Source organism: Burkholderia sp. SR8 (assembly GCF_052851275.1).
Genome location: NZ_JAULUC010000021.1, coordinates 84039 through 108172, shown reverse-complemented (window position 1 = coordinate 108172; position 24134 = coordinate 84039). Strand labels below are relative to the sequence as shown.

The window sequence follows — 24134 nt, the reverse complement described above, 5'->3', positions numbered from 1 at the left end:
GGCAAACATCATGAACGCACTGATATGGAAGTACATGGTCCAGCGCCATACTACGGATGGACTCCCGATTTTTACAGCGAACCTCCGATTGGGACATGGGCAGCCTTTGAAGGTGCCGGCCTCAGCGGCGTAGGTGGAAATGCGCAAGTTACGAATCGAAAGAAAGTGTTCGTCGTAGTTTCGTCGGTGCGCGTAGGCATGGAGCTCAAGGCCAAGTCTATAGTGCACTATAACGGAAATTACGCACGATGGTTTTCAACCGACGCAAATGCACAAGCGGTTTACAGAAAAACACTCGAATCCATAACGCCACGAATCGTGAATTCATTTCAGTGATCCGACATGAGAATCGTTGATAAAATCGTAACACTCACCCTCCTTCTGTTGATTTCATGCGGCGTCCACGCCTCAGCTGATATCTGCAAAAGCGAATTAAGAGAGTTGGTCGTACCTCCGCTTGAGCACGTTGCAATGAACAAGAAGGACATCCACGCTGATATTGAGGATGTGTCTGATGGGATCTATAGCGTCAGACTGTATGTTGCTGCGGATAGCCCCGACAATCTTGACAAGCAAGTTTCCATCGGCTGGGTGAATTTGGATACAAATTCGATGAAGGCGTTGGATGTGACACGAGACCCTGAACATCCAGACGTACTGAAGGTGAATGAGTCAAAATACCGAAAGTTCATTTCGGATTGTATTCATAAGCCATCGAAAGCAGCTTCGAACTGCGACGAACTCAATAAACAGGCCTCGAAGCTTGCTATTGACATACCTCAATCGCAAAGCGGGATGGCAGTCATTGGAAGCGGTCGCCTTCAGTTCTATTCAGCACCAGATTACACGTGTAAAACCCCAGGAGTTTTTATTTTGACTGGAGAATCCGTCGATGCGTACACTAGCTATCATGGATTCACGTTTGTGGCTTACCAAAATCCGAAGAAAACCAGCCCAGTTCGCGGCTGGGTAAGAAGTAACCGACTGCGATCCAACAGCCTTGGCACTGCCCCGCGGCAACCGGCTGTTAGCGAGACCACCAAATGATGAATCTCATCCGCATCGGTGACGACACCGATCACGGCGGCAAGGTTGAAACCGGCTCAAATACGATGCGTTTCGACGGCCGCTATGTTGCACGGAAGGGTGATCGCGTGTCGTGCCCGCAGCATCCTGACGTGTCGCCTAACCTCATCGAGGAAGGCGACACGTCGATGACGGACGGTGGCGTCCCGATCGCACGGCACGGCCATCGCGCTACGTGTGGCTGCCACCTGATCTCAAGTCTCCTGTGAGCCTGAGATCGAACCGTTGGCACTGTGTCGACAACCGTAATCGGACGTGTATCGAAATCTGCGCATCGCTGATGTGTAGCACCTAATACCCGGCACACTTTTTCCAGGCAAGGTTGTCGGGTAACACATGGTTTGTTATTGGTAACAAGAGCAGTCTTTATGGTACCCGGCAGCGATCGCCTCTCGAAAATTCGTGACTACCTCGCCACGGCGGGATTCACGCTGATGGCCCACTGACCTGCCCCCTTCAATAGGGCCAATGGGCTTCTAGTAAAGTCCTTTTAAACCAGCTCCTGGAAAGCGGCAGGAGCATCCGCGGTCGACCGATGTTTCGCCGCAAACTCTGACGGCGCAAGGTAGTTCAGTGCGCTGTGCGGCCTTTGCTCATTGTAGTCCTGACGCCATGCCGCGATGACAGCCCGAGCGTGCGCGAGCGTCGTGAACCAGTGCTCGTTAAGGCATTCGTCGCGGAACTTGCCGTTGAACGATTCGATGTACGCATTCTGCGTTGGCTGACCTGCTCGCGAGCATCTTTCTCGAGCCAGCCCTCTTCGTTGTGAGTCTTCTCGAGGAAGGCCAATGCCGATGAGAACTCGACCTGGTACGTCGAAAGACCGCCGTTTCCGCCCAAATAGGCGACCCGATGCACGAAGCCGCGGTCCGGCGAACGCTCCTGATATAGGGTCGAATACAACTGTGAGAAACAGTCACGCCGAATCAGCGATTTCCCATTTCGTTGCCGGTCAATGACGTCGAGAACGGGACGGATTTGGGATCAGAGGGTCGAAGGTTCGAATCCTTTCGCTCCGACCACGAGATATACGGCAAGGGTTGCAGGCCATCGCGCTTGCAGCCCTTTTTCGTTTTACGCGCCGCCCACGCCATCATGGGCTGCCCGCACCGCCCCCGCGCACGAAACTTGCGAGAACACGCGATAATGTCCGTGACCAACCCGCAACCGCGCATGAAAAACCACGTTTTCAAGACTGTCCTGCTCGGCGCGCTGTTCACCTTCGGCGCAGCTGGCGTATCCGGCACCGCGTCCGCCAAGTCGCTCGATGCAGCGCTCGACTGCCACTCGAACGGCCACAAGTTCGTCGCGCCGCTGCTCGCGGCCGGCGACATCCAGTCCGAGCCGATGCACGTCGAAGCGAATTCGGTGAACGCATTCCGCACGAACCGTCCGCTGACCGCGTACGGCTTCGGCGTGTACGTCGTGCTCGGCTATCAGGCGAACGACCCGATCTTCCAGCCGGGCGATGGCACGCCGATCGGCGACTGGGCCTACGGCGTCGTCGTGCGCGGCACGAAGAGCGCAGTCGAGCAGGCCGTGCGCAAGGCCGGCAGCGATGCCACCGTCAAGCAGGCATTCCCGTTCCTGACCGCGATCGTGTGCTCGGACTGAGCGTGTCGTAAAGCGGCCGCGGCGTGAGCGTGTCGCGCCGCGGGCGATCGTGCCGCCCGGTTATGCGCCGGTATAAACGACGCGATACGGAATGCCGACCTTCTCCCACTCGGCCGCTTCCTGGCTGAGGCTGTAGTCGGTCAGCGGGTTCTGCTCGACCCACGCGCTCGGCAGGCGCACCTCATACCCGCCCTTCTTCATCTGCGATACGGAAATGTCCGGCAGACCCGCATCGGTCCGGCGCCGGCACAGCAGCGCCGCGAGCCGCAGGCAGAACAGCAGCGGCCATTCGACGTCGCGCGCCTGCGACAACTTGCCGAGCTTGCCCGCATGACCGAGCACGAGCGCGGCGAGGCGCGCCTGGTCGGTGCGCGAGAAGCCCGGCATGTCGGCATTGCTCGCGATGTACGCGGAATGCTTGTGATACGAGCTGTGCGAGATCGACAGGCCGATCTCGTGCAACGCGGCCGCCCAGCCGAGGAACATCCGGCCTTCCTCGCCCTCCTCGCCGTCAGCTTCCTCGAGCTCGTCGTAGAACCGCACCGCGAGCGCACCGATACGCTCGGCCTGTGCGCGATCGACGCCGTAGCGGCGCGTGAAGCCTTCGACGGTCACCGCGCGCATGTCCTCGTGCTGGGTCCGGCCGAGCAGGTCGTACAGCACGCCGAGACGCAGCGCGCCGTCGGTGGTGTCGACATAGTCGACGCCGAGCTCCTCGAACACGGCCAGCATGATCGCGAGCCCGCCGGCGAGCACCGGCACGCGATCGGGCTTCAGCGCGATCAGCTTCAGCCGGTTCACGTTCTCGGCCTTGATCAGCGCGCGCTTCAGGCGTTCGAGACCGCCGCGCGAAATGCCGTGCGTGACGCCGGCATCGTTGAAACCGTTCGCCTCGACGAGCTCCGCGAGCGCACGCGCGGTGCCGGACGAACCGATCGCCTGGTCCCATCCGGCCTTCTTGTACTCGCTGGAAATGATCTGGATCTCGCGCTTGGCCGCGAGTTCGGCCTGCCGCATCGTGTATTCGTCGACGTTGCCGGCCGGAAAGAACGCACGGCTATGGCTGACGCAGCCGATGTAGAGGCTCTCCATCACGATCGGCGTGTAGTGCGAACCGATGATGAATTCGGTCGAGCCGCCGCCGATGTCGACGACGAGCCGCTTGCCGGCGCTCGCCGGCACCGAATGCGCGGCGCCCGCATAGATCAGGCGCGCTTCTTCGCGGCCCGCGATCACTTCGATCGGGAAACCGAGCGCAGCTTCCGCCTCGCCGAGAAATTCGCCCGCATTCTTCGCGACGCGCAGCGTGTTGGTCGCGACTGCGCGCACATGATCGGGATGGAAATCGCGCAGGCGCTCGCCGAACCGCTTGAGCGCCTCCCAGCCACGCTCCTGCGACGCGCGGTCGAGCATCTTGTCGCTCGACAGGCCGGCGGCCAGTCGAACGGGCTCGCGCAGCGCATCGACGGGATAGATCTGGCTGCCCGCCGGCGTTTCCTCGACGCGCCCGACGATCAGCCGGAAGCTGTTCGAGCCGAGATCGACGGCAGCCAGCAAGTGGGGGGATGTAACCATCAGAAGGAGGCTCCGTGCGCGTTCGCCCGCGGCAACCGGTCCGGCGCCGCTGGGCGATCTATCAAAGGCGACATTTTAAGCGTGGAACGCTTGCCGTTGCCACGCTTCACGGGCATGTGCACCGGTAGATTGTATATGGCCGAAACATTTATGAGACGAATCGGTTCAGGCGTAGAATTTCCCGATACAAATACATCACTGTCATCAGCACGTCATCGTACCGTGAGAGTTTCCGAGCGTCCTTTCGAATCATCCCCCGAATCACCGCCTACTCTGCCGATGTCCGTCCGTTATCCGCTTCTCAATCGTGAACTCGGCATCCTCGGCTTCAACGAGCGCGTGCTGGCCCAGGCGGCTGACCCGCAAATCCCGTTGCTCGAGCGGTTGCGCTTCATCTGCATCACGAGCAGCAACCTCGACGAATTCTTCGAAGTCCGGATGGCCGGCCTTCAGGAACAGATGCGCGACAATCCCGGCGCACTGACCCCCGACGGCATGTCGCTGCAGCACGCGTACGATCTCGTCGTCGAGCGCGCGCAGCGGCTCGTGCACCGCCAGTACACGATGCTGCACGAAACCGTGCTGCCGGCGCTCGAGCAGGAAGGCATCTACTTCCATGCGAGCGATTCGTGGAACGACGACCAGCTCGAATGGGCGCGCCGCTACTTCCTCGACGAACTGCTGCCGGTGCTGACGCCGATCGGCCTCGATCCCGCGCACCCGTTCCCGCGCGTGCTGAACAAGAGCCTGAACTTCGTCGTCGAGCTCGAAGGCCGCGACGCGTTCGGCCGCCAGGCGGTGATGGGCATCGTGCAGGCGCCGCGTGCGCTGCCGCGCGTCGTGCGCATGCCGCAGTCGCTGTCGGGCTTCGAGCACGGCTTCGTGCTGCTCAGTTCGTTCATGCAGCGCTTCGTCGGCGAACTGTTCCCGCAACTCGTCGTGAAGAGCTGCAACCAGTTCCGCATCACGCGCAACAGCGAGCTGTTCGTCGACGAAGACGAAATCACCAACCTGCGCGTCGCGCTGCAGGGCGAACTGCCCGCGCGCCACCTCGGCAACGCGGTGCGCCTCGAAGTATCGGCCGACACGCCGCAGCACATCGTGCGGCGCCTGCTCGACGAAAGCCTGCTCGACGACAAGGACTGCTATCGCGTGGCAGGCTCCGTGAACCTCGTGCGGCTGATGCAGATTCCCGATCTCGTCGATCGCCCGGATCTGAAGTTCGCGCCGTTCGTCGCGTCGACTCCGCCGGCGATCGCGAACGCGCCGACGATGTTCGACGCGATCGACGGCGGCGACATCCTGCTGCACCACCCGTACGAAAGCTTCCAGCCGGTGCTCGAACTGCTGCAGCAGGCCGCGAAGGACCCGAGCGTCGTCGCGATCAAGCAGACGATCTACCGCACCGGCACCGATTCGCCGCTGATGGACGCGCTGATGGAAGCCGCGCGCAACGGCAAGGAAGTGACGGTCGTCGTCGAGCTGCTCGCACGCTTCGACGAGGAAACCAACATCAACTGGGCGTCGCAGCTCGAAGCGGTCGGCGCGCATGTCGTGTACGGCGTGGTCGGCCACAAGTGCCACGCGAAGATGATGCTGATCGTGCGGCGCGTCGTGCAGGACGGCAAGGCGATGCTGCGCCGCTACGTGCACCTCGGCACCGGCAACTATCATCCGCGCACCGCGCGCCTCTATACCGACTTCGGGCTGATGACGGCCGACCAGAAGATCTGCGAGGACGTCCACCACGTGTTCCAGCAACTGACCGGGATCGGCGGCGAGCTCACGCTGCACGAGCTGTGGCAGTCGCCGTTCACGCTGCATCCGCGCATCATCGAAGCGATCCAGGCGGAAATCGACAATGCGCGCGCCGGCAAGCGCGCGCGCGTGGTCGCGAAGATGAACGCGCTGCTCGAGCCGTCCGTGATCGCCGCGTTGTACGAAGCGTCGCAGGCCGGCGTGAAGGTCGACCTGATCGTGCGCGGCGTGTGCGCGCTGAAGCCGGGCGTGCCGGGGCTGTCGGAGAACATCACGGTGCGCTCGATCGTCGGCCGCTTCCTCGAACACCACCGCATTTACTATTTCCACGCGGGCGGCGCCGAGGACGTCTATCTGTCGAGCGCCGACTGGATGGACCGCAACCTGTTCCGCCGCGTCGAAGTCGCGTTCCCGATCCGCGAGCGCAAGCTGAAGCGCCGTGTGATCGCCGAAGGGCTGTCGGTGTGCCTCGGCGACAACCAGTCCGCGTGGCAGATGCACAGCGACGGCCACTACCGCCGGCGCCGCGCGGGCAAGACGATCCGCAACGCGCAGCTCGGGCTGCTCGCGAAGTTCTGTTCGTAGGAAACGGGGCGCGTGTCGCGCGCCGTGCGGAAAACAAAAAGCACAGCCCGCGGGCTGTGCTTTTTTCGTTTCAGGCCGGGCGCCGCAGCGCTGCGCTCATGTTGCGACGCTCACGCTTCGAACGTGGCCGGCCGGATCGCGATGATCCGCGATGCCGGGAAGCGCGCGGTGAACGTACTGCCGCGCCCCTCCTCGCTCTGCACGTACAAGTGCGAGTCGTGCCGCTGCAGCACGTGCTTGACGATCGCGAGGCCGAGCCCCGTGCCGCCCGTATCGCGCGAGCGGCTGCGGTCGACGCGGTAGAAGCGCTCGGTCAGCCGCGGCAGGTCGGCGGCCGGAATGCCGAAGCCGCTGTCGGTGACGGAAAACACGCCCTGCGCGCCCTCGCGCCGCCACGACACGACGATCTTGCCGCCGTCCGGCGTATAGCGGATCGCGTTGGTGACGAGATTCGCGAACGCGCTGAACACTTCGGTCTGCGCACCGGTGACGCCGAGCGTCTCGTCGATCGCGAACGCGATCTCGTGATGCCCGTTCGACAGCGTGTGCGCATCTTCCTTCAGATGGTCGAACACGGCACGCATGTCGATCGCATGATCCGTCGGCGGCCGGCTTTCGCCCTCGAGCTTCGCGAGCACCAGCAGATCGGTGACGATGTGCCGCATCCGCGACGCCTGCTGCTCCATCATGTCGAGATAGCGCGCGCGGTCTTCCTCGTTCAGCGGCAGCTCGCGCATCGTCTCGAGAAAGCCCGACAGCACGGTGAGCGGCGTCTTCAGTTCGTGCGACACGTTCGCGACGAAGTCGCGCCGCATCGCGTCGGTCCGTTCGAGCTCGGTGATGTCCTGCGTGAGCAGCAGCTTGCGGTTCTCGCCGTACGGAAACACCTGCACGGCCAGCACGTTCTGCCGCGAGTCGCCCATCCCGCGCATCACGAGCGTTTCGTCGTAATGCTGCGCATTCAGATAGCGGACGAAATCCGGATGCCGCACGAGGTTCGTGATGTGCTGGCGCAGGTCGCGCTTCGCATCGAGGCCGAAGTGCACTTCGGCGATCGCATTGCACCACTCGATCTGGTCGTGATCGTCGAGCATCGCGACGCCGTTCGGCGACGCCTGGATCGCCTGGATGAAACGCGAGTGCTGCTGCTCGACCTGCCGCACCTGCGCGTGCCACTGCTTCGCGAGCTTGTGCAGCCGGTAGTAGATCTCGCCCCAGATGCCCGGCGCGCTCGGCACCTCGCCGTAGACGGGCGCATCGAGCAGACGCCACAGACGTTGCGTATGGAAGGTGCTGAAGAAGCCCTGCGCGACCAGCATCGCGACCGCGAACCCGAGGGCCGCGGCCGGGCCGACGAACACGCCGACCAATACGCTGATCAGCACGAGCAGCACGAGCGACACGAGAAAGCGCGCCCAGATGATGTTCATGATTCAGCGCCCGAGAGAATGAACGGCATGCCGTGGCACACGGCACGTCCGGATACGTTACGCGTGCTTCGCGAGCCGGTAGCCGCTGCCGCGCACGGTTTCGATCATCGCATCGCAGCCGGCCGGTTTCAAGGCCGCGCGCAATCGTTTGATGTGAACGTCGACGGTGCGCTCCTCGACGAACACGTGATCGCCCCACACCTGGTCGAGCAGCTGCGTGCGGCTGTGCACGCGCTCCGGATGCGTCATGAAGAAGTGCAGCAGGCGGAACTCGGTCGGGCCGAGATCGAGCTTGATCTCGCTGCCGTCGCCGTGCGCGGCGACCCGGTGCGTGGCCGGATCGAGGCGCAGCCCGTTGATCGACACGACGTCCTCGGTCAGCTGCGGCGCGCGGCGGCGCAGCACCGCCTTGATGCGCGCCATCAGCTCCTTCGGCGAGAACGGCTTCGTCACGTAGTCGTCCGCGCCGATTTCGAGGCCGAGCACCTTGTCCTGCTCGTCGCCGCGTGCGGTCAACATGATGATCGGGATGTGCTTGGTCCGTTCGTTGTTGCGCAGGTCGCGCGCGAACGCGATACCGGACTTGCCCGGCAGCATCCAGTCGAGCAGCACGAGATCGGGCAGCACATCGCTGATCAGGTTCTGCGCCTGCTCCGCGTTGTACGCGCGGATCGGGCAGTGGCCGGCATGCTGGAGATTCACCGAGATCAGTTCGGAAATCGCGGGCTCATCTTCAACGACGAGAATGTTGCTGGGCATCGGCACCTCTATTCTTCCTGTACGGAGTCGATTAACTGTTGGCTTCGCGATCGAGCGTGTCGCGCGGCTGGTGCCGCACGTCGGTGCCCTTCACGATGTAGATGATGAATTCGGCGATGTTCTTCGCGTGGTCGCCGATCCGCTCGATCGCCTTCGCGATGAACAGGTACTCGAGGCCGACCGAGATCGTGCGCGGATCTTCCTGCATGTACGACACGAGCTTGCGCACGAACGCGCGGAATTCCTGGTCGATTTCCTTGTCGTCCTTGACGATCTGCGCGGCCGCCACCGTATCCAGGCGCGCGAACGCGTCGAGCGCGCGGCGCAGGATCGTCACGGCCATCTCGCCCGACACCTTGATCTCGGCGATGTTGACCGTGCGTGCGGCCGGCTCGTCGATCAGGCGGCGCACGCGCTTCGCGATCTTCTCGGCTTCGTCGCCGGCGCGCTCGAGGTTCGTAATCGTTTTCGAAATCGACATCAGAAGACGCAGGTCGCGCGCGGCCGGCTGTCTCCGCGCGATGATGTTGCCGCATTCCTGGTCGATCTCGACTTCCATCGCGTTCAGCGTTTCCTCGGCCGCGATCACCTTCTCGGCCGTCTCGCGGTCGAATTCGTTCAGCGCATGCATCGCGCCGACGATCTGCGACTCGACGAGCCCGCCCATTTCCAGCACTTTCGACGACACGGCGTTCAGGTCCGCATCGAACTGGCTCGACAGATGTTTATCCGACATGGTTGTTGTTCTCCGTCATCAGCCGAAACGGCCGGTGATGTAGTCTTCCGTTTCCTTGCGCACCGGCTTGATGAAGATCTTTTCGGTTTCGCCGAATTCGATCAGCTCGCCCAGGTACATGTAGGCCGTGAAGTCCGAGCAGCGCGCGGCCTGCTGCATGTTGTGCGTGACGATCACGACCGTGTAGTCGCTCTTCAGCTCCGCGATCAGCTCCTCGATGCGGCCCGTCGAGATCGGGTCGAGCGCCGAGCACGGCTCGTCGAGCAGCAGCACTTCCGGACGGATCGCGATGCCGCGCGCGATGCACAGACGCTGCTGCTGGCCGCCGGACAGCCCGTAGCCGCTCTGGCTCAGCTTGTCCTTCACTTCGTTCCACAGCGCGGCCTTCGTCAGCGCCCATTCGACGCGGTCGTCCATTTCCGAGCGCGTGAGCTTCTCGAACATCTTCACGCCGAACGCGATGTTGTCGTAGATCGACATCGGGAACGGCGTCGGCTTCTGGAACACCATGCCGATCCGCGCGCGCAGCAGCGAGATGTCGCGCTTGGTGGTCAGCAGGTTCTCGCCGTCCATCAGGATTTCGCCTTCGGCGCGCTGCTCCGGATAGAGCGCGAACATCTTGTTGAACGTGCGCAGCAGCGTCGACTTGCCGCAGCCCGACGGGCCGATGAACGCCGTCACCTTCCCTTCCGGAATGCGCAGGTTGATGTTCTTCAGCGCGTGGAACTTGTTGTAGAAGAAATTGAGGTTGTTGACCTCGATCTTCGCGTTCAGCGGCGCCAGCGGACGGCCATGCGCCGCGTCTTGCGTGCCGGCGGGCGCAGCGGTGCGCTCGACGGGATTCAGGTGGCTTTCTGCCATATTCATCGGATTGCTCCGCCGTTACTTTTTCGAGAAGATCGAGCGCGCCAGGATGTTGAGTCCGAGCACCCCGAGCGTGATCAGGAACACGCCCGCCCATGCGAGCGACTGCCATTCGGCGAACGGGCTCATCGCGAACTTGTAGATCGTCACGGGCAGGTTCGCCATCGGCTGGCTCATGTCGACCGAGAAGAACTGGTTCGACAGCGCCGTGAACAGCAGCGGCGCCGTTTCGCCGGCGATCCGCGCGACCGCGAGCAGCACGCCGGTCACGATCCCGCCGACCGACGCGCGCAGCGTGATCTTCAGCACCATGCGCCACTTCGGCGTGCCGAGCGCGACGGCTGCTTCGCGCAATGCGTTCGGCACGAGCTTCAGCATGTTCTCGGTCGTGCGGATCACGATCGGAATCTGCAGCAGCGCGAGCGCGATCACGCCGGCCCAGCCGGAGAAGCGGCCCGACTTCGCGACGACGATCGCGTACACGAACAGGCCGATCACGATCGAAGGCGCAGACAGCAGGATGTCGTTGATGAAGCGGATCGTGCTCGCCAGCAGGTTCTTCTGCCCGTATTCGGCGAGATAGACGCCCGCGAGGATGCCGATCGGCGTGCCGACCAGCGTGCCGAAGCCGCACAGCAGCAGGCTGCCGACGATCGCGTTCGCGAGACCGCCGCCTTCGGTGTTCGGCGCCGGCGTCGATTCGGTGAACAGCTGCAGCGACAGGCCGCCGACACCGAGATGCACGGTCGTGTACAGGATCCACACGAGCCACAGCAGGCCGAATGCCATTGCCGCGAGCGACGCGGTCAGCGCGATCGCGTTGGTCACCTTGCGCTGGCGCTGCAGGCGATTGCGCATCGCGTCGAGCGCGGCGCCGTTCGGCCCCGGGAAATTCATGACGGGCTCGCTCATTTCTTGCCCTCTCCCTTCTCGAGTCGAAGCAGCAGCAGTTTGGAGATCGACAGCACGACGAACGTGATCACGAACAGGATCAGGCCCAGTTCCATCAGCGCGGACGTATGCAGGCCCGGCTGCGCTTCCGCGAATTCGTTCGCGAGCGCCGACGTGATGCTGTTGCCCGGCGCGAACAGCGACACGCTGTCGAGCAGGTTCGTGTTGCCGATCACGAAGGTCACCGCCATCGTTTCGCCGAGCGCGCGGCCGAGGCCGAGCATCACGCCGCCGATCACGCCGGTCTTCGTATAGGGCAGCACGACCTTCCACATCACTTCCCACGTCGTGCAGCCGATCCCGTACGCCGATTCCTTCAGCAGCACCGGCGTGACTTCGAACACGTCGCGCATCACCGAGGCGATGTACGGGATGATCATGATCGCGAGGATCACGCCGGCGGCGAGGATGCCGATGCCGATCGGCGGGCCGGACGTCAGCGGACCGATGATCCACACGTCCTTGAACAGGCGGCCGATCGGTTTCTGGAAGTATTCGGCGAAGATCGGCGCGAACACGAGCAGGCCCCACATGCCGTACACGATCGACGGAATCGCGGCGAGCAGCTCGATCGCGATGCCGAGCGGACGGCGCAGCCACACGGGCGACAGCTCGGTGAGGAACAGCGCGATGCCGAAGCTGACCGGCACCGCGATGACGAGCGCGATCAGCGACGTGACGAGCGTGCCGTAGATCGGCACGACGGCGCCATAGATGTCCGAGTTCGGATCCCACTCGGATTGCCACAGAAAGCCGAGGCCGAACTTCTGGATGGTCGGCATCGACGCAATGATCAGGGAAACGATGATCCCGCCCAGCAGCAGCAGGGTCACGATCGCGGCGAGCCGTGCGAGGCCGCCGAACAGAACGTCGCCGAGACGGCCCGGCGCGCGTTGCGACGCGGCGTCGGCGGACCGGGAAGACGTGTAGGAAATTTCAGACATGGGTGCCTGTCTTGGATCGCCGGGCGCCGTGACGCCCGGCCTTACCGCACACACTGCCCGGCCGGCACGGCCGGGCAGCGAACCGCACTACTGCTTACTCGGCGGCCACCGGCTTGCCCGATGCGTCCGTCACCTTCGTCTTCCACTGCTTGCGGATTTCCGTCTCGACCGACGCCGGCAGCGAGATGTAGTCGAGGCTGTCCGCTGCCTTCTCGCCGTTCTTGAACGCCCAGCTGAAGAACTTCAGCGTTTCGGCGCCCTGCTCCGGCTTGTCCTGCTTCGCGTGCAGCAGCACGAACGTCGCGCCGACGACCGGCCATGCTTCCTTGCCCGGCTGGTTCGTCAGGATCTGGTAGAACGACTTCGTCCAGTTCGCGCCCGCGGCAGCGGCCTTGAACGTTTCGGTCTTCGGCTCGACCACCGTGCCCGTCGAGTTCTTCAGCGCCGTGTAGACCATGTTGTTCTTCTTCGCGTACGCCCATTCGACGTAGCCGATCGCGCCCGGCAGGCGCTGCACGAACGCCGCGACGCCGTCGTTGCCCTTGCCGCCCGTGCCCGTCGGCCAGTTGACCGTCGTGCCTTCGCCGATCTTCGACTTCCACTCGTCGTTGACCTTCGACAGGTAGTTCGTCCAGATGAAGCTCGTGCCCGAGCCGTCGGCGCGGCGAACGACCGCGATGTCCGTATCCGGCAGCTTGACCTTCGGGTTCAGCGCGGCGATCGCCGGGTCGTTCCACTTCTTGATCTTGCCGAGGTAGATGTCGCCGAGCACCGGGCCCGACAGCGTCAGTTCGCCGGCCTTCACGCCCGGCACGTTGACGACCGGCACCACGCCGCCGACCACCGTCGGGAACTGGAACAGGCCTTCCTTCGCGAGTTCGTCGTCCTTCAGCGGAGCGTCCGAACCGGCAAAATCGACCGTCTTCGCGTTGATCTGCTTCAGGCCGCCCGACGAACCGATACCCTGGTAGTTCACCTTCGCGCCGCCGGCCTGCTGGTAGTCAGCAGCCCATTTCGTATAGATCGGCATGGCGAACGTGCTGCCTGCGCCCGTGATGTCGGCAGCTTGAGCGGCGACGGCGAAAAGCGCGCCAGCCAGGCCGGCAATCGCGGTTTGCATCAATTTCATGAGACCTCCAGTGTGTGAGCGGATGACTACGGCACCGCGAAGGTTAGGGGCTGCTCATGACGATAATGTGACAATCGATGAAACTGGCGTGACAGTAACATGACTGGTTGAAAGGGTGTATCGGGCCCCGCGCGGGCCGCCGCGCCGGCATGGCGCGGCGCGGATGACGGCAAGAATTGCCGGTCGGGGCACGAATTCGCCGCTGGCCGCGGATGCCGGACGAAGCGTAGCGAAGGCGCCGGTGCCGGCGAGCCCGGCGCCGGACATCGCGGTTCCGGGGTCGGACGGGCTTTCTCCTTCATACGAATATCTGCGCGGAAACCACCCTCTGATTAATAGCGCAAACCTTTGCGTATGAAGAATGACGGCGCCCGCAGGCGCCGCTATCGCGATTCGACGAAGAACGGCGCGCACGCGATCGAACCGTCGCGGGCGCGCCGTCCATCGGGTCGGTCAGGCCGTCGCGACGCGCACCGCTTCGGCGATCGCTTCCGCATGGCGGGTCGCGTCGGCCGCATGCTGCGCCTCGACCATCACGCGCAGCACCGGCTCGGTGCCCGACGCGCGGATCAGCACGCGGCCGCGGTCGGCGAGCGCGCTTTCGGCCGCGTCGATCGCCGCGCGAATGGAGGCGCTGCCCTTCCAGTCGGCGCCCGGCTTCATCCGCACGTTGATCAGCTTCTGCGGGAACAGCGCGACGCCGTCGAGCATCTGCGCGAGCGTGCGGCCGCTGCGCTTGAGCGCGGCGAGCACGAGCAGCGCCGACACGATGCCGTCGCCGGTCGAATGGCGGTCGAGCGACAGGATATGGCCCGAACCTTCCGCGCCGAGCTGCCAGCCGCGCTCGCGCAACTGTTCGAGCACGTAGCGATCGCCGACCGCCGCGCGCACGAATTCCACGCCCTCGCGCTGCAGCGCGACCTCGACCGCGAGGTTCGTCATCAGCGTGCCGACCGCGCCGTCGACCTTGCCGTCCGTCGCGATCCGGTCCTTCACGAGCACGTACAGCAGCTCGTCGCCGTTGAACAGCCGCCCCGTCGAATCGACGACCTGCAGACGGTCCGCATCGCCGTCGAGCGCGATGCCGAGATCCGCGTGGTTCGCACGCACCGCGCGCATCAGCGCGTCCGGCGCCGTCGCGCCGACGCCGTCGTTGATGTTGAAGCCGTTCGGCGCGACGCCGATCGGGATCACGTCCGCGCCGAGCTCGTGGAACACGTGCGGCGCGATCTGGTATGCAGCGCCGTGCGCGCAGTCGATCACGAGCTTCAGCCCGCGCAGGTCGTACGCGGCCGGGAACGTGCTCTTGCAGAACTCGATGTAGCGGCCGGCCGCGTCGTCGAGGCGGCGCGCCTTGCCGAGCCGGTCCGACGACGCGCATTCGAGCGGCTTGTCGAGCCACGCTTCGATCGCGGCTTCGGTATCGTCGGGCAGCTTGTTGCCGTCGGCGGAGAAGAACTTGATCCCGTTGTCCTGATACGGATTGTGCGACGCGCTGATCACGACGCCGGCCGACAGGCGCAGCGCGCGCGTCAGGTACGCGACGCCCGGCGTCGGCATCGGGCCGGCGAGCATCACGTCGACGCCTGCCGCCGAGAAGCCGGCTTCGAGCGCGGCCTCGAGCATGTAGCCGGACACGCGCGTGTCCTTGCCGATCAGCACCGTCGGACGCGCACCCGCCGCGACGTCGGCCGTGCCGGCCAGTACCTTGCCGGCTGCATAGCCGAGACGCAACACGAAATCAGGCGTGATGGGGCCCTCGCCCACCGTGCCGCGAATGCCGTCCGTGCCGAAATATCGACGTCCCATGGCGAACTTTCCTCCTTCGTCTTTCTGACTTGCTTATCGTTGCCGCGCGGCTTCGCGCACGGCATTCCATACTTTCAGCGCATCGACCGTCGCCGCGACGTCGTGCACGCGCACGATCGCGGCGCCGCGCGCGACCGCGCACAACGCGGCCGCCACGCTCGCCGCGACGCGTTCCATCGGCGGCTTGCCGCCGATCACCGCGCCGAGCATCGACTTGCGCGACATGCCCGCGAGAATCGGATACGCACGCCCGTCGGGGCGCGCGGGTGCCGTGTCCGGCAACGCGGCCAGCAGCGCGTAATTGTCGTCGACCACCGCCTTGCCGAAGCCGAAGCCCGGATCGACGCAGATCCGCTCCGGGGCGACGCCCGCGTCGCGCAGTGCCTGCGCACGCTCCGCGAGAAAATCGCGCACGTCGGTCACGACGTCGCCGTAGTCGGGCTCGCCGACCTGCATCGTCTGCGGCTCGCCGAGCATGTGCATCGCGCACAGCCCGCTGTTGCCGTCGCGCACGGCGTCGATCGCACCCGGCTGGCGGAACCCCCAGATGTCGTTGATCAGGTCCGCGCCGGCGGCGAGCGCCGCGCGCATCACGGCCGGCTTGTACGTGTCGATCGACAGCGGCACGTCCAGCGGCCGTAGTGCTTCCACGAGCGGGATCACGCGCGCGAGCTCCTCGTCGAGCGGCACGGGCGGCGCACCGGGGCGCGTCGACTCGCCGCCGATGTCGATCAGGTCGACGCCTTCGGTAATCATCCGCTCGGCCTGGCGCAGCGCATCGTCGCGCGCGAGGAAGCGGCCGCCGTCGGAAAACGAATCGGGCGTCGCGTTGAGAATGCCCATCACGAGCGGGCGTTCGAACGTCAGCGAGAAGCGGCCGCACTGGAGCGGCGCGGGGGTGTACGCGGAAACAGCGGAATCGGACACGGGCGGGAGGCGGTGATGAATGCAAAACGGGCCGGTGTGAAGCCACACCAGCCCGTGAACGGTGCTACAGCGGAGGTCAGGCCGGCGAAGCGGGCGCCGGCGCGTTGCCGGGCTTCACTTCGGCGGCCGTGCCGCCGCCGGACGAATCGCCGCCGACGGCCGGCGAGCTCTTCGGCGAGCGCGGCGGACGCCCTTCCATGATGTCGTTGATCTGATCGGCGTCGATCGTCTCCCACTCCATCAGTGCGGCCGTCATCGCTTCGACCTTGTCGCGGTTCTCTTCGAGCAGGCGGCGCGCAAGGCCGTACTGTTCGTCGAGCACGCGGCGGATTTCGCCGTCGACCTTCTGCTGCGTCGCTTCCGAGATCGTGCGCGTGAAGCCGCGGCCGAACGGACCGTTGTCGCTCTCGTCGTCGACGTAGACCATCGGCCCGAGCGCGTCGGTCATGCCGAAGCGGGCCACCATCGCGCGCGCCGTCTGCGTCGCCTTGTTGAAGTCGTCCGACGCGCCGGTGCTGATCAGGTTCAGGAACAGCTCCTCGGCCACGCGGCCGCCGAACAGGATCGCCAGGCGGTCGAGCAGGTAGTCCTTCGAGTACGTCTCGTTGTCATGCTCCGGCAGCTGCCACGTGACGCCCAGCGCGCGACCGCGCGGGATGATCGTGACCTTGTGCACCGGGTCGGCCTTCGGCAGCAGCTTCGCGATCACCGCGTGGCCCGACTCGTGGTAAGCCGTCGCGCGCTTCGCTTCCTCGCGGATCACCGCCGACTTGCGCTCCGGACCCATGAAGATCTTGTCCTTCGCGTCCTCGAAATCCTGCATCTCGACGATGCGCTTGCCGCGGCGGGCGGCGAACAGCGCCGCCTCGTTCACGAGGTTCGCGAGATCGGCGCCCGAGAAGCCCGGCGTGCCGCGCGCGATGACCGCCGCGTCGACGTCGTTCGCGATCGGCACCTTGCGCAGGTGCACGCGCATGATCTGCTCGCGGCCGCGGATGTCCGGCAGGCCGACGTAGACCTGGCGGTCGAAACGGCCCGGACGCAGCAGCGCCTTGTCGAGCACGTCGGAACGGTTGGTCGCGGCGATCACGATCACGCCCGAGTTCGCTTCGAAGCCGTCCATTTCGACGAGCATCTGGTTCAGCGTCTGCTCGCGCTCGTCGTTGCCGCCGCCCATGCCGGCGCCGCGATGGCGGCCGACCGCGTCGATTTCGTCGATGAACACGATGCACGGTGCGTGCTTCTTCGCCTGCTCGAACATGTCGCGCACGCGGGCCGCACCGACGCCGACGAACATTTCGACGAAGTCCGAACCCGAGATGCTGAAGAACGGCACCTTCGCTTCGCCGGCGATCGCGCGCGCGAGCAGCGTCTTGCCGGTACCCGGAGGGCCGACGAGCAGCACGCCGCGCGGAATGCGACCGCCCAGCTTCTGGAATTTCTGCGGGTCGCGCAGGAAGTCGACGAGCTCGGACACTTCTTCCTTCGCTTCGTCGCAGCCCGCGACGTCGGAGAAGTTGACCGCGTTGTTGTTCTCGTCGATCAGCCGCGCGCGCGATTTCCCGAACGAGAATGCGCCGCCTTTGCCGCCTCCCTGCATCTGCCTCATCATGTAGAACCAGAACACGATGATCAGGATCGTCGGCCCGAGGTAGTACAGCGCGGACATCAGCGCGTTCGGCTCGTCGTCGGCCTTGCCGCTGACCTGCACGCCGTACTTCATCAGATCGCCGACCATCCAGATGTCGCCGGGCGACACGATCTGGTATTTCTGGCCATCAGCCGGAGTGACGGTGAGGTTGCGCCCCTGCACGACGACGTTCTTGACCTTGCCGTTCTTGGCGTCGTCCATGAACTGCGAATAGGACACACCTTCCTGGACGCGGGGCTTGTCGAACTGCTTGAACACCGTAAACAGCACCAGTGCGATCACCAGCCACACTGCTGCCTTCGAAAACATATTGTTGTTCAAAGCACCACTCCTTCACTCGTAGACGAGCGCCTACATTTTCCTTGCGGCGCTCCTCGGTCATTCTAATCCAGTCCGACCACCCCCGCCATAAGCATTGACAACCGCCGCGATAGCGCTTCGCTTGTCTGGCAAGGGCCGGAGCCCGTTTGCGGCATCGCGCTCCGCGTCACCGCGGATGCTTCAGCTGCCGACCCAAAATGAACGTTTCGGACGATTTGTCGCGGGACGCCTTGGGTTTGCGTGGTGCGACGACCTTAAACTGCTGTTTGAACTTTTCGACGATCTGGCTGTAGCCGCTGCCATGGAAACACTTCACCAGCAGCGCGCCGTCCGGTTTCAGGTGATTCTGCGAGAACTCGAGCGCCAGATCGCAGATGTGCTCGATGCGCGCGGCGTCTGCCGACGCCACCCCGGACAGGTTGGGGGCCATGTCGGAAATAACAAGATCCACCGGACGGCCTTCGAGCACGTCCTCGAGCTGGTGCAGCACGTCGTCCTCGCGGAAGTCGCCCTGCAGGAAATGGACGTCGGCGATCGGCTCCATCGGCAGGATGTCGAGCGCAATGATCGTTCCGTCGATGCCGCCTTCGCGCTGCGTGTCGCGCTTCTTGCCCTGCGCGAGCTTGTTGCGGGCATACTGGCTCCAGCTGCCGGGGGCCGCGCCGAGGTCGACGATCACCTGGCCCGGACGGATCAGCTTGTCCTGCTCGTCGATTTCCTTCAGCTTGTACGCGGCACGCGCGCGATAGCCCTCCCGCTGCGCCATTTTGACGTACGGGTCGTTGATGTGGTCGTGCAGCCAGTGCTGGTTAAAGCGGTTTTTTGCCATTCGAGAGAGAGATTGCTGCTATTTGCTTCGTGAAGCCGTGCTTTTGGCGGATAATACGCGTCTTCTTCGCGCGGCTGCGGCCCCTTTTGAGGCCCAAGCCGCGATTTTACGTGGTTTCGGCGCGCGGCTGACGCGGTAACTTCCCGCGATTCGCTTCTGACGCAGCGCGCCCCTATTTAGATTTCGACATTTCCATGCCCGCCCTTTCGCTTTCCCCCGCCGAGCGCTCCGCGCTGCGTTCCCAGGCCCATGCGCTCAAGCCCGTCGTGCTGATCGGCGCCGAAGGGCTCACCGACGCCGTGCTGAAGGAAATCAAGGTGCACCTCGCCGCGCACCAGCTGATCAAGATCCGCGTGTTCGGCGACGAACGCGACGAGCGCGTCGCGATTTACGACGAGATCTGCGACCGCCTGAACGCGGCGCCGATCCAGCACATCGGCAAGCTGCTGGTGATCTGGAAGCCAGAGGCGCCCGCGGCGGCCCCGGCCCGCGGCCGCCGTGCAGGCGCGCTGCCGAGTGCGGCCGAAGCCGCCGACGACCGCAAAGGCCGTGCACCGCGCACGGTGAAGGTCATCAAGGTATCGCCGAACGCGAGCCCCGTGCGCCGCCCGAAGCCCGTCAAGGTCACCGTGCGCGGCAACGAGCGCGTGACCGCGGGCGGGACCGTGAAGCGCGCGAAAAAGCGTCAGGCCAGCACGAAGCGGCCGCACCAGGACAAGTAAGCCTGCGCGCGCGGTACGGGGCAGCCCGTGCCGCGCGGCCCGTGCGACGCTCAGGCCGCGCAGGCCATTCAGGCGTCGCGTGCCGGCAGACGCCAGATCAGCATCAGCCCCAGCACGCTCTCGACGAGGTAGAACAGGCTCGAGACGCCGTGCAGCATCCCGAAGCGGCTCGCATACGGCGAGTTCGCGATATCGGTGCCCGCTTCCATCGCGGCCACCCGCAGCGCGTTCATGAACGGCTGCAGCGCAAAATATCCGACCAGCACGCACGCGACCATCGCGGCAACGATCCAGCGCACGCGCCGGTAATCGCCGCCGCCGCGCCGCACCTGCTGGTTCGACAGCGCGAGCAGCAGCACGCCGCACACGACACCGAGGATCGCCTCGATGCGAAACAGCTGGGCGGCGACCGAACCGGCCGTCATCCGCTCCAGCGTCTTGAACAGCACGGGCGCGACCGCATACCCGATCGTCAGCAGGCTGCCGACCCACACGGCCGACAGCAGACGGAACACGCGATGCGGCATCACGTCGCCCCGCTTCAGATGTAGCTGACCGAGATGATTTCGTATTCGCGCACGCCGCTCGGCGCCTGCACGGCCGCGACGTCGCCTTCGGACTTGCCGATCAGCGCACGCGCGATCGGCGAGCTGACCGAGATCAGGCCGTGATCGATGTCGGCTTCGTCGTCGCCGACGATCTGGTACTTGACGGTGTCGCCCGACTCGAGATCCTCGAGTTCGACCGTCGCGGCGAACACCACGCGGCCATCGGCATCGAGCACGGTCGGATCGATGATCTGCGCGGCGGACAGCTTCGATTCGAGTTCCGCGATGCGGCCCTCGATAAAGCCCTGCTTTTCCTTCGCTGCGTCGTATTCGGCGTTTTCGGACAGATCGCCCTGTGCGCGGGCCTCCGCGATCGCGTTGATCACGGCCGGCCGCTCGACGGACTTGAGGCGCTGCAATTCATCGCGCAGTTGTTCTGCGCCACGCTTTGTCAACGGAATGGTGCTCATAAACGGCTCAATCGCTAAAAACGGCTTTAAAAAAAATCACCGCGATTAAGCGCGTTTCCGGCGGACCGGAAACACCGCTTAACCGCGGCACGTGTTGCTTCGACAGGTAACTGACTGCTTAGTTTAGGCGAGCGTGAAGACCTTGTAAATCATAGACTTCCAGATCCTTCAGATAGCGCAAGCCCTCGACGGCCGCGCGCGCGCCCGACATCGTCGTGTAGTACGTGACCTTGTGCGCCTGCGCGCTCATGCGGATCGAACGCGAGTCGGCGATCGCCTGGCGCGTCTCGTCGACCGTCGTGAATACGAGTGCGATCTCGCCGTTCTTGATCATGTCGACGATGTGCGGACGGCCGTCCTTCACCTTGTTCACGACCTTCACCGGCACGCCGGCCGCTTCGATCGCGGCAGCGGTGCCCTTGGTCGCGACGATCGGGTAGCCGAGGTCGTGCAGCATGCGCGCGACTTCGACCGCCTTCGGCTTGTCGGCATCCATCACGGTCAGCAGCACCGTGCCCGACTCCGGCAGGCGCGAACCGGCCGCGAGCTGCGACTTGAACAGCGCTTCGCCGAACGTGCGGCCGACGCCCATCACCTCGCCGGTCGAACGCATTTCAGGCCCGAGGACCGGATCGACCGTCGGGAACTTGACGAACGGGAACACCGCTTCCTTCACGCTGAAGTACGGCGGCTCGACTTCCTTCGTCACGCCCTGCTGCGCGAGCTTCTGGCCGACCATCGCGCGCGCCGCGATCTTCGCGAGCGGCAAGCTGGTCGCCTTCGACACGTACGGCACCGTGCGCGACGCGCGCGGGTTCACTTCGAGCACGTAGATGATGTCCTGCTTCGAACCGTCCGCCTGCGGCACCTGCTGGATCGCGAACTGCACGTTCATCAGGCCGACCACGTTCAGCGCCTTGGCCATCGCGCCCGTCTGGCGCTTCAGCTCGGCCACGGTTTCCTTCGACAGCGAGTACGGCGGCAGCGAGCATGCCGAGTCGCCCGAGTGGACGCCCGCCTGCTCGATGTGCTCCATCACGCCGCCGATGAACACCGCGTCGCCGTCGCAGATGCAGTCGACGTCGCATTCGATCGCGTCGTTCAGGAAGCGGTCGAGCAGCACCGGCGAATCGTTCGACACCTTCACGGCCTCGCGCATGTAGCGCTCGAGGTCGCGCGGCTCGTGGACGATTTCCATCGCGCGGCCGCCCAGCACGTACGACGGGCGCACGACGAGCGGATAGCCGATTTCGGCCGCCAGCGCGAGCGCTTCTTCTTCGGCGCGTGCGGTACGGTTCGGCGGCTGGCGCAGGCCGAGGTCCTGCAGCAGCTTCTGGAAGCGTTCGCGGTCTTCGGCCGCGTCGATCATGTCCGGCGACGTGCCGACGATCGGCACGCCGTGCGCCTCGAGGTCGAGTGCGAGCTTCAGCGGCGTCTGGCCGCCGTACTGGACGATCACGCCGGCCGGCTTTTCCTTGTCGACGATCTCGAGCACGTCTTCGAGCGTCAGCGGCTCGAAGTACAGGCGGTCGGACGTGTCGTAGTCGGTCGACACCGTTTCCGGGTTGCAGTTGACCATGATCGTTTCATAGCCGTCCTCGCGCATCGCGAGTGCGGCATGCACGCAGCAATAGTCGAACTCGATGCCCTGGCCGATCCGGTTCGGGCCGCCGCCCAGCACCATGATCTTCTTGTTGGTGGTCGGTTGCGCCTCGCACTCTTCCTCGTAGGTCGAGTACATGTACGCCGTCTTGGTCGCGAATTCGGCCGCGCACGTGTCGACGCGCTTGTAGACCGGACGCACGTTCAGTTCGACGCGGCGCTTGCGGACGTCTTCCGGCGTCGCGCCGAGCAGCTTCGCGAGGCGGCGGTCGGAGAAGCCGCTCTGCTTCAGGAAGCGCAGCTCGTCGAACGTCAGCGACGCGAGCGTGCGGCCCGACAGCGCCTTCTCCTTCAGGATGATCTGCTCGATCTGCGCGAGGAACCACGGATCGATCGCGGTTTCCGCGAAGATCTCTTCGGCCGTCATGCCGATGCGGAACGCATCGCCGACGTACCAGATGCGGTCCGGGCCCGGCTCGTGGATCTCGATCGCGATCTCGTCGCGGTCGGTCGACTTCTCGTCGAGACCGTCGACGCCGACTTCGAGGCCGCGCAGCGCCTTCTGGAACGATTCCTGGAACGTGCGGCCGATCGCCATCACTTCGCCGACCGACTTCATCTGCGTGGTCAGGCGCGAATCGGCTTCGCGGAACTTCTCGAATGCGAAACGCGGGATCTTCGTGACGACGTAGTCGATCGTCGGCTCGAACGACGCCGGCGTCTGGCCGCCGGTGATTTCGTTCTTCAGCTCGTCGAGCGTGTAGCCGACCGCCAGCTTCGCCGCGACCTTCGCGATCGGGAAGCCGGTCGCCTTCGACGCGAGCGCCGACGAACGCGACACGCGCGGGTTCATTTCGATGACGACCATGCGGCCGTCCTTCGGGTTGATCGAGAACTGCACGTTCGAGCCGCCGGTGTCGACGCCGATCTCGCGCAGCACCGCGAGCGATGCGTTACGCAGAATCTGGTATTCCTTGTCGGTCAGCGTCTGCGCCGGTGCGACCGTGATCGAGTCGCCGGTGTGCACGCCCATCGGGTCGAGGTTTTCGATCGAGCACACGATGATGCAGTTGTCGGCGCGGTCGCGCACGACTTCCATCTCGTATTCCTTCCAGCCGAGCAGCGATTCCTCGATCAGCAGTTCGCGCGTCGGCGACAGGTCGAGGCCGCGCTTGCAGATCTCTTCGAACTCTTCGCGGTTGTACGCGATGCCGCCGCCCGAGCCGCCGAGCGTGAACGACGGACGGATCACGACCGGGTAGCCGCTGCCGCCGGTGGCCGCCATGATCTCGGCGTGCACCTTGGTCGCTTCTTCCATCGAGTGCGCGATGCCCGACTTCGCGGAGCCGAGACCGATCTTGGTCATCGCGTCCTTGAACTTCTGGCGGTCTTCCGCCTTGTCGATCGCTTCCGGCGACGCGCCGATCAGCTCGACGCCGAACTTCTCGAGCACGCCGTGGTGGTGCAGGTCGAGCGCGCAGTTCAGCGCGGTCTGGCCGCCCATCGTCGGCAGGATCGCGTCCGGGCGCTCCTTCTCGATGATGCGCGCGACGACTTCCCACGTGATCGGCTCGATGTACGTGACGTCGGCCGTGTTCGGGTCGGTCATGATCGTTGCCGGGTTGCTGTTCACGAGGACGACCTTGTAGCCCTCTTCACGCAGCGCCTTGCAAGCCTGCGCGCCCGAATAGTCGAACTCGCAAGCCTGGCCGATGATGATCGGGCCGGCGCCGATGATGAGGATGCTTTTGATGTCTGTGCGTTTTGGCATGGCTTGTGAATTCAGTAAGTAATCTTTGTCGTGGCGTTGTCGTGGGTCGGCCG

General features: G+C 64.6%; 20 protein-coding genes and 1 pseudogene. 5 read left to right on the top strand and 16 right to left on the bottom strand.

All coding sequences use genetic code 11. From position 1 onward, the window contains the following. Positions 1–471 precede the first annotated feature (471 nt). Together Q3A80_RS23950 and Q3A80_RS23945 are read left to right on the top strand one after the other, a co-directional pair. Positions 472–1047, top strand: coding sequence for a hypothetical protein (locus tag Q3A80_RS23950; RefSeq protein ID WP_446331343.1), 576 nt, complete (start codon positions 472–474; stop codon positions 1045–1047). Next, positions 1044–1295 carry a PAAR domain-containing protein gene (locus Q3A80_RS23945; RefSeq protein ID WP_151062958.1) on the top strand — a complete coding sequence of 84 codons (252 nt, stop codon included), beginning with the start codon at positions 1044–1046 and terminating at the stop codon, positions 1293–1295. Before Q3A80_RS23950 ends, Q3A80_RS23945 begins: the two co-directional genes overlap by 4 nt. A gap of 281 nt (positions 1296–1576) precedes the next feature. Here the strand turns inward: Q3A80_RS23945 and Q3A80_RS23940 are convergent. Next, positions 1577–1813: pseudogene (locus tag Q3A80_RS23940) on the bottom strand (integrase core domain-containing protein); the annotation flags it as partial. A 446-nt stretch (positions 1814–2259) separates the two neighbouring features. Between Q3A80_RS23940 and Q3A80_RS23935 the strand changes: the two are divergent. After that, positions 2260–2700 carry a hypothetical protein gene (locus Q3A80_RS23935; RefSeq protein ID WP_446331342.1) on the top strand — a complete coding sequence of 147 codons (441 nt, stop codon included), beginning with the start codon at positions 2260–2262 and terminating at the stop codon, positions 2698–2700. A 60-nt stretch (positions 2701–2760) separates the two neighbouring features. Here the strand turns inward: Q3A80_RS23935 and ppx are convergent, their stop codons facing one another. After that, on the bottom strand, positions 2761–4275 hold the full coding sequence (gene ppx / locus Q3A80_RS23930) for an exopolyphosphatase (protein WP_446331341.1): 1515 nt from the start codon (positions 4273–4275) through the stop codon (positions 2761–2763). 279 nt (positions 4276–4554) lie between these two features. On the opposite strand from ppx, the gene ppk1 reads away from it, so the two are divergent. Further along, on the top strand, positions 4555–6618 hold the full coding sequence (gene ppk1 / locus Q3A80_RS23925; RefSeq protein ID WP_446331340.1) for a polyphosphate kinase 1: 2064 nt from the start codon (positions 4555–4557) through the stop codon (positions 6616–6618). 110 nt (positions 6619–6728) lie between these two features. Here ppk1 and phoR read toward each other — a convergent pair whose 3' ends face one another. The 11 genes from phoR to Q3A80_RS23870 form a co-directional block, all read right to left on the bottom strand. Then, complete coding sequence (gene phoR, locus Q3A80_RS23920) at positions 6729–8048, bottom strand: phosphate regulon sensor histidine kinase PhoR (protein WP_446331339.1); 1320 nt, start codon at positions 8046–8048, stop codon at positions 6729–6731. A 57-nt stretch (positions 8049–8105) separates the two neighbouring features. Next, a complete protein-coding gene (phoB, locus tag Q3A80_RS23915; protein WP_006750313.1) occupies positions 8106–8807 on the bottom strand; it encodes a phosphate regulon transcriptional regulator PhoB in 702 nt (233 codons plus the stop codon). 31 nt (positions 8808–8838) lie between these two features. Next, on the bottom strand, positions 8839–9543 hold the full coding sequence (phoU, locus tag Q3A80_RS23910; RefSeq protein WP_446331338.1) for a phosphate signaling complex protein PhoU: 705 nt from the start codon (positions 9541–9543) through the stop codon (positions 8839–8841). Between the two features lie 18 nt (positions 9544–9561). After that, positions 9562–10410, bottom strand: coding sequence for a phosphate ABC transporter ATP-binding protein PstB (gene pstB, locus Q3A80_RS23905; RefSeq protein ID WP_446331337.1), 849 nt, complete (start codon positions 10408–10410; stop codon positions 9562–9564). 15 nt (positions 10411–10425) lie between these two features. Next, positions 10426–11319, bottom strand: a complete 894-nt coding sequence (gene pstA / locus Q3A80_RS23900; protein WP_446331336.1) for a phosphate ABC transporter permease PstA — start codon at positions 11317–11319, stop codon at positions 10426–10428. After that, the gene (pstC, locus tag Q3A80_RS23895; RefSeq protein ID WP_446331335.1) at positions 11316–12302 is read right to left on the bottom strand and encodes a phosphate ABC transporter permease PstC; all 987 of its coding nucleotides are present in this window, start codon (positions 12300–12302) and stop codon (positions 11316–11318) included. The genes pstA and pstC overlap by 4 nt, the downstream gene beginning before the upstream one ends. Positions 12303–12396: 94 nt before the next feature. Continuing rightward, positions 12397–13431: a phosphate ABC transporter substrate-binding protein PstS gene (gene pstS, locus Q3A80_RS23890; RefSeq protein ID WP_446331334.1), complete on the bottom strand. Its 1035-nt coding sequence runs from the start codon at positions 13429–13431 to the stop codon at positions 12397–12399. A 453-nt stretch (positions 13432–13884) separates the two neighbouring features. Next, a complete protein-coding gene (glmM, locus tag Q3A80_RS23885) occupies positions 13885–15240 on the bottom strand; it encodes a phosphoglucosamine mutase (protein WP_446331333.1) in 1356 nt (451 codons plus the stop codon). A gap of 33 nt (positions 15241–15273) precedes the next feature. Then, the gene (gene folP / locus Q3A80_RS23880; RefSeq protein WP_446331356.1) at positions 15274–16083 is read right to left on the bottom strand and encodes a dihydropteroate synthase; all 810 of its coding nucleotides are present in this window, start codon (positions 16081–16083) and stop codon (positions 15274–15276) included. A 160-nt stretch (positions 16084–16243) separates the two neighbouring features. Next, the gene (ftsH, locus tag Q3A80_RS23875) at positions 16244–18139 is read right to left on the bottom strand and encodes an ATP-dependent zinc metalloprotease FtsH (RefSeq protein WP_446331332.1); all 1896 of its coding nucleotides are present in this window, start codon (positions 18137–18139) and stop codon (positions 16244–16246) included. 166 nt (positions 18140–18305) lie between these two features. After that, the gene (locus Q3A80_RS23870; protein ID WP_446331331.1) at positions 18306–18968 is read right to left on the bottom strand and encodes an RlmE family RNA methyltransferase; all 663 of its coding nucleotides are present in this window, start codon (positions 18966–18968) and stop codon (positions 18306–18308) included. 194 nt (positions 18969–19162) lie between these two features. On the opposite strand from Q3A80_RS23870, the gene Q3A80_RS23865 reads away from it, so the two are divergent. Further along, positions 19163–19690: a YhbY family RNA-binding protein gene (locus tag Q3A80_RS23865; protein WP_446331330.1), complete on the top strand. Its 528-nt coding sequence runs from the start codon at positions 19163–19165 to the stop codon at positions 19688–19690. Between the two features lie 68 nt (positions 19691–19758). On the opposite strand, the gene Q3A80_RS23860 is transcribed toward Q3A80_RS23865, so the two are convergent. The 3 genes from Q3A80_RS23860 to carB all read right to left on the bottom strand — a co-directional run bounded on the left by Q3A80_RS23860 (position 19759) and on the right by carB (position 24081). Then, positions 19759–20217 (bottom strand): DUF4149 domain-containing protein, encoded by a 459-nt coding sequence (locus Q3A80_RS23860; protein WP_446331355.1) that lies wholly within the window; start codon positions 20215–20217, stop codon positions 19759–19761. A gap of 14 nt (positions 20218–20231) precedes the next feature. Continuing rightward, the gene (gene greA / locus Q3A80_RS23855) at positions 20232–20708 is read right to left on the bottom strand and encodes a transcription elongation factor GreA (RefSeq protein ID WP_006476345.1); all 477 of its coding nucleotides are present in this window, start codon (positions 20706–20708) and stop codon (positions 20232–20234) included. A 118-nt stretch (positions 20709–20826) separates the two neighbouring features. Continuing rightward, positions 20827–24081 carry a carbamoyl-phosphate synthase large subunit gene (carB, locus tag Q3A80_RS23850; protein WP_446331329.1) on the bottom strand — a complete coding sequence of 1085 codons (3255 nt, stop codon included), beginning with the start codon at positions 24079–24081 and terminating at the stop codon, positions 20827–20829. Positions 24082–24134 lie beyond the last annotated feature (53 nt).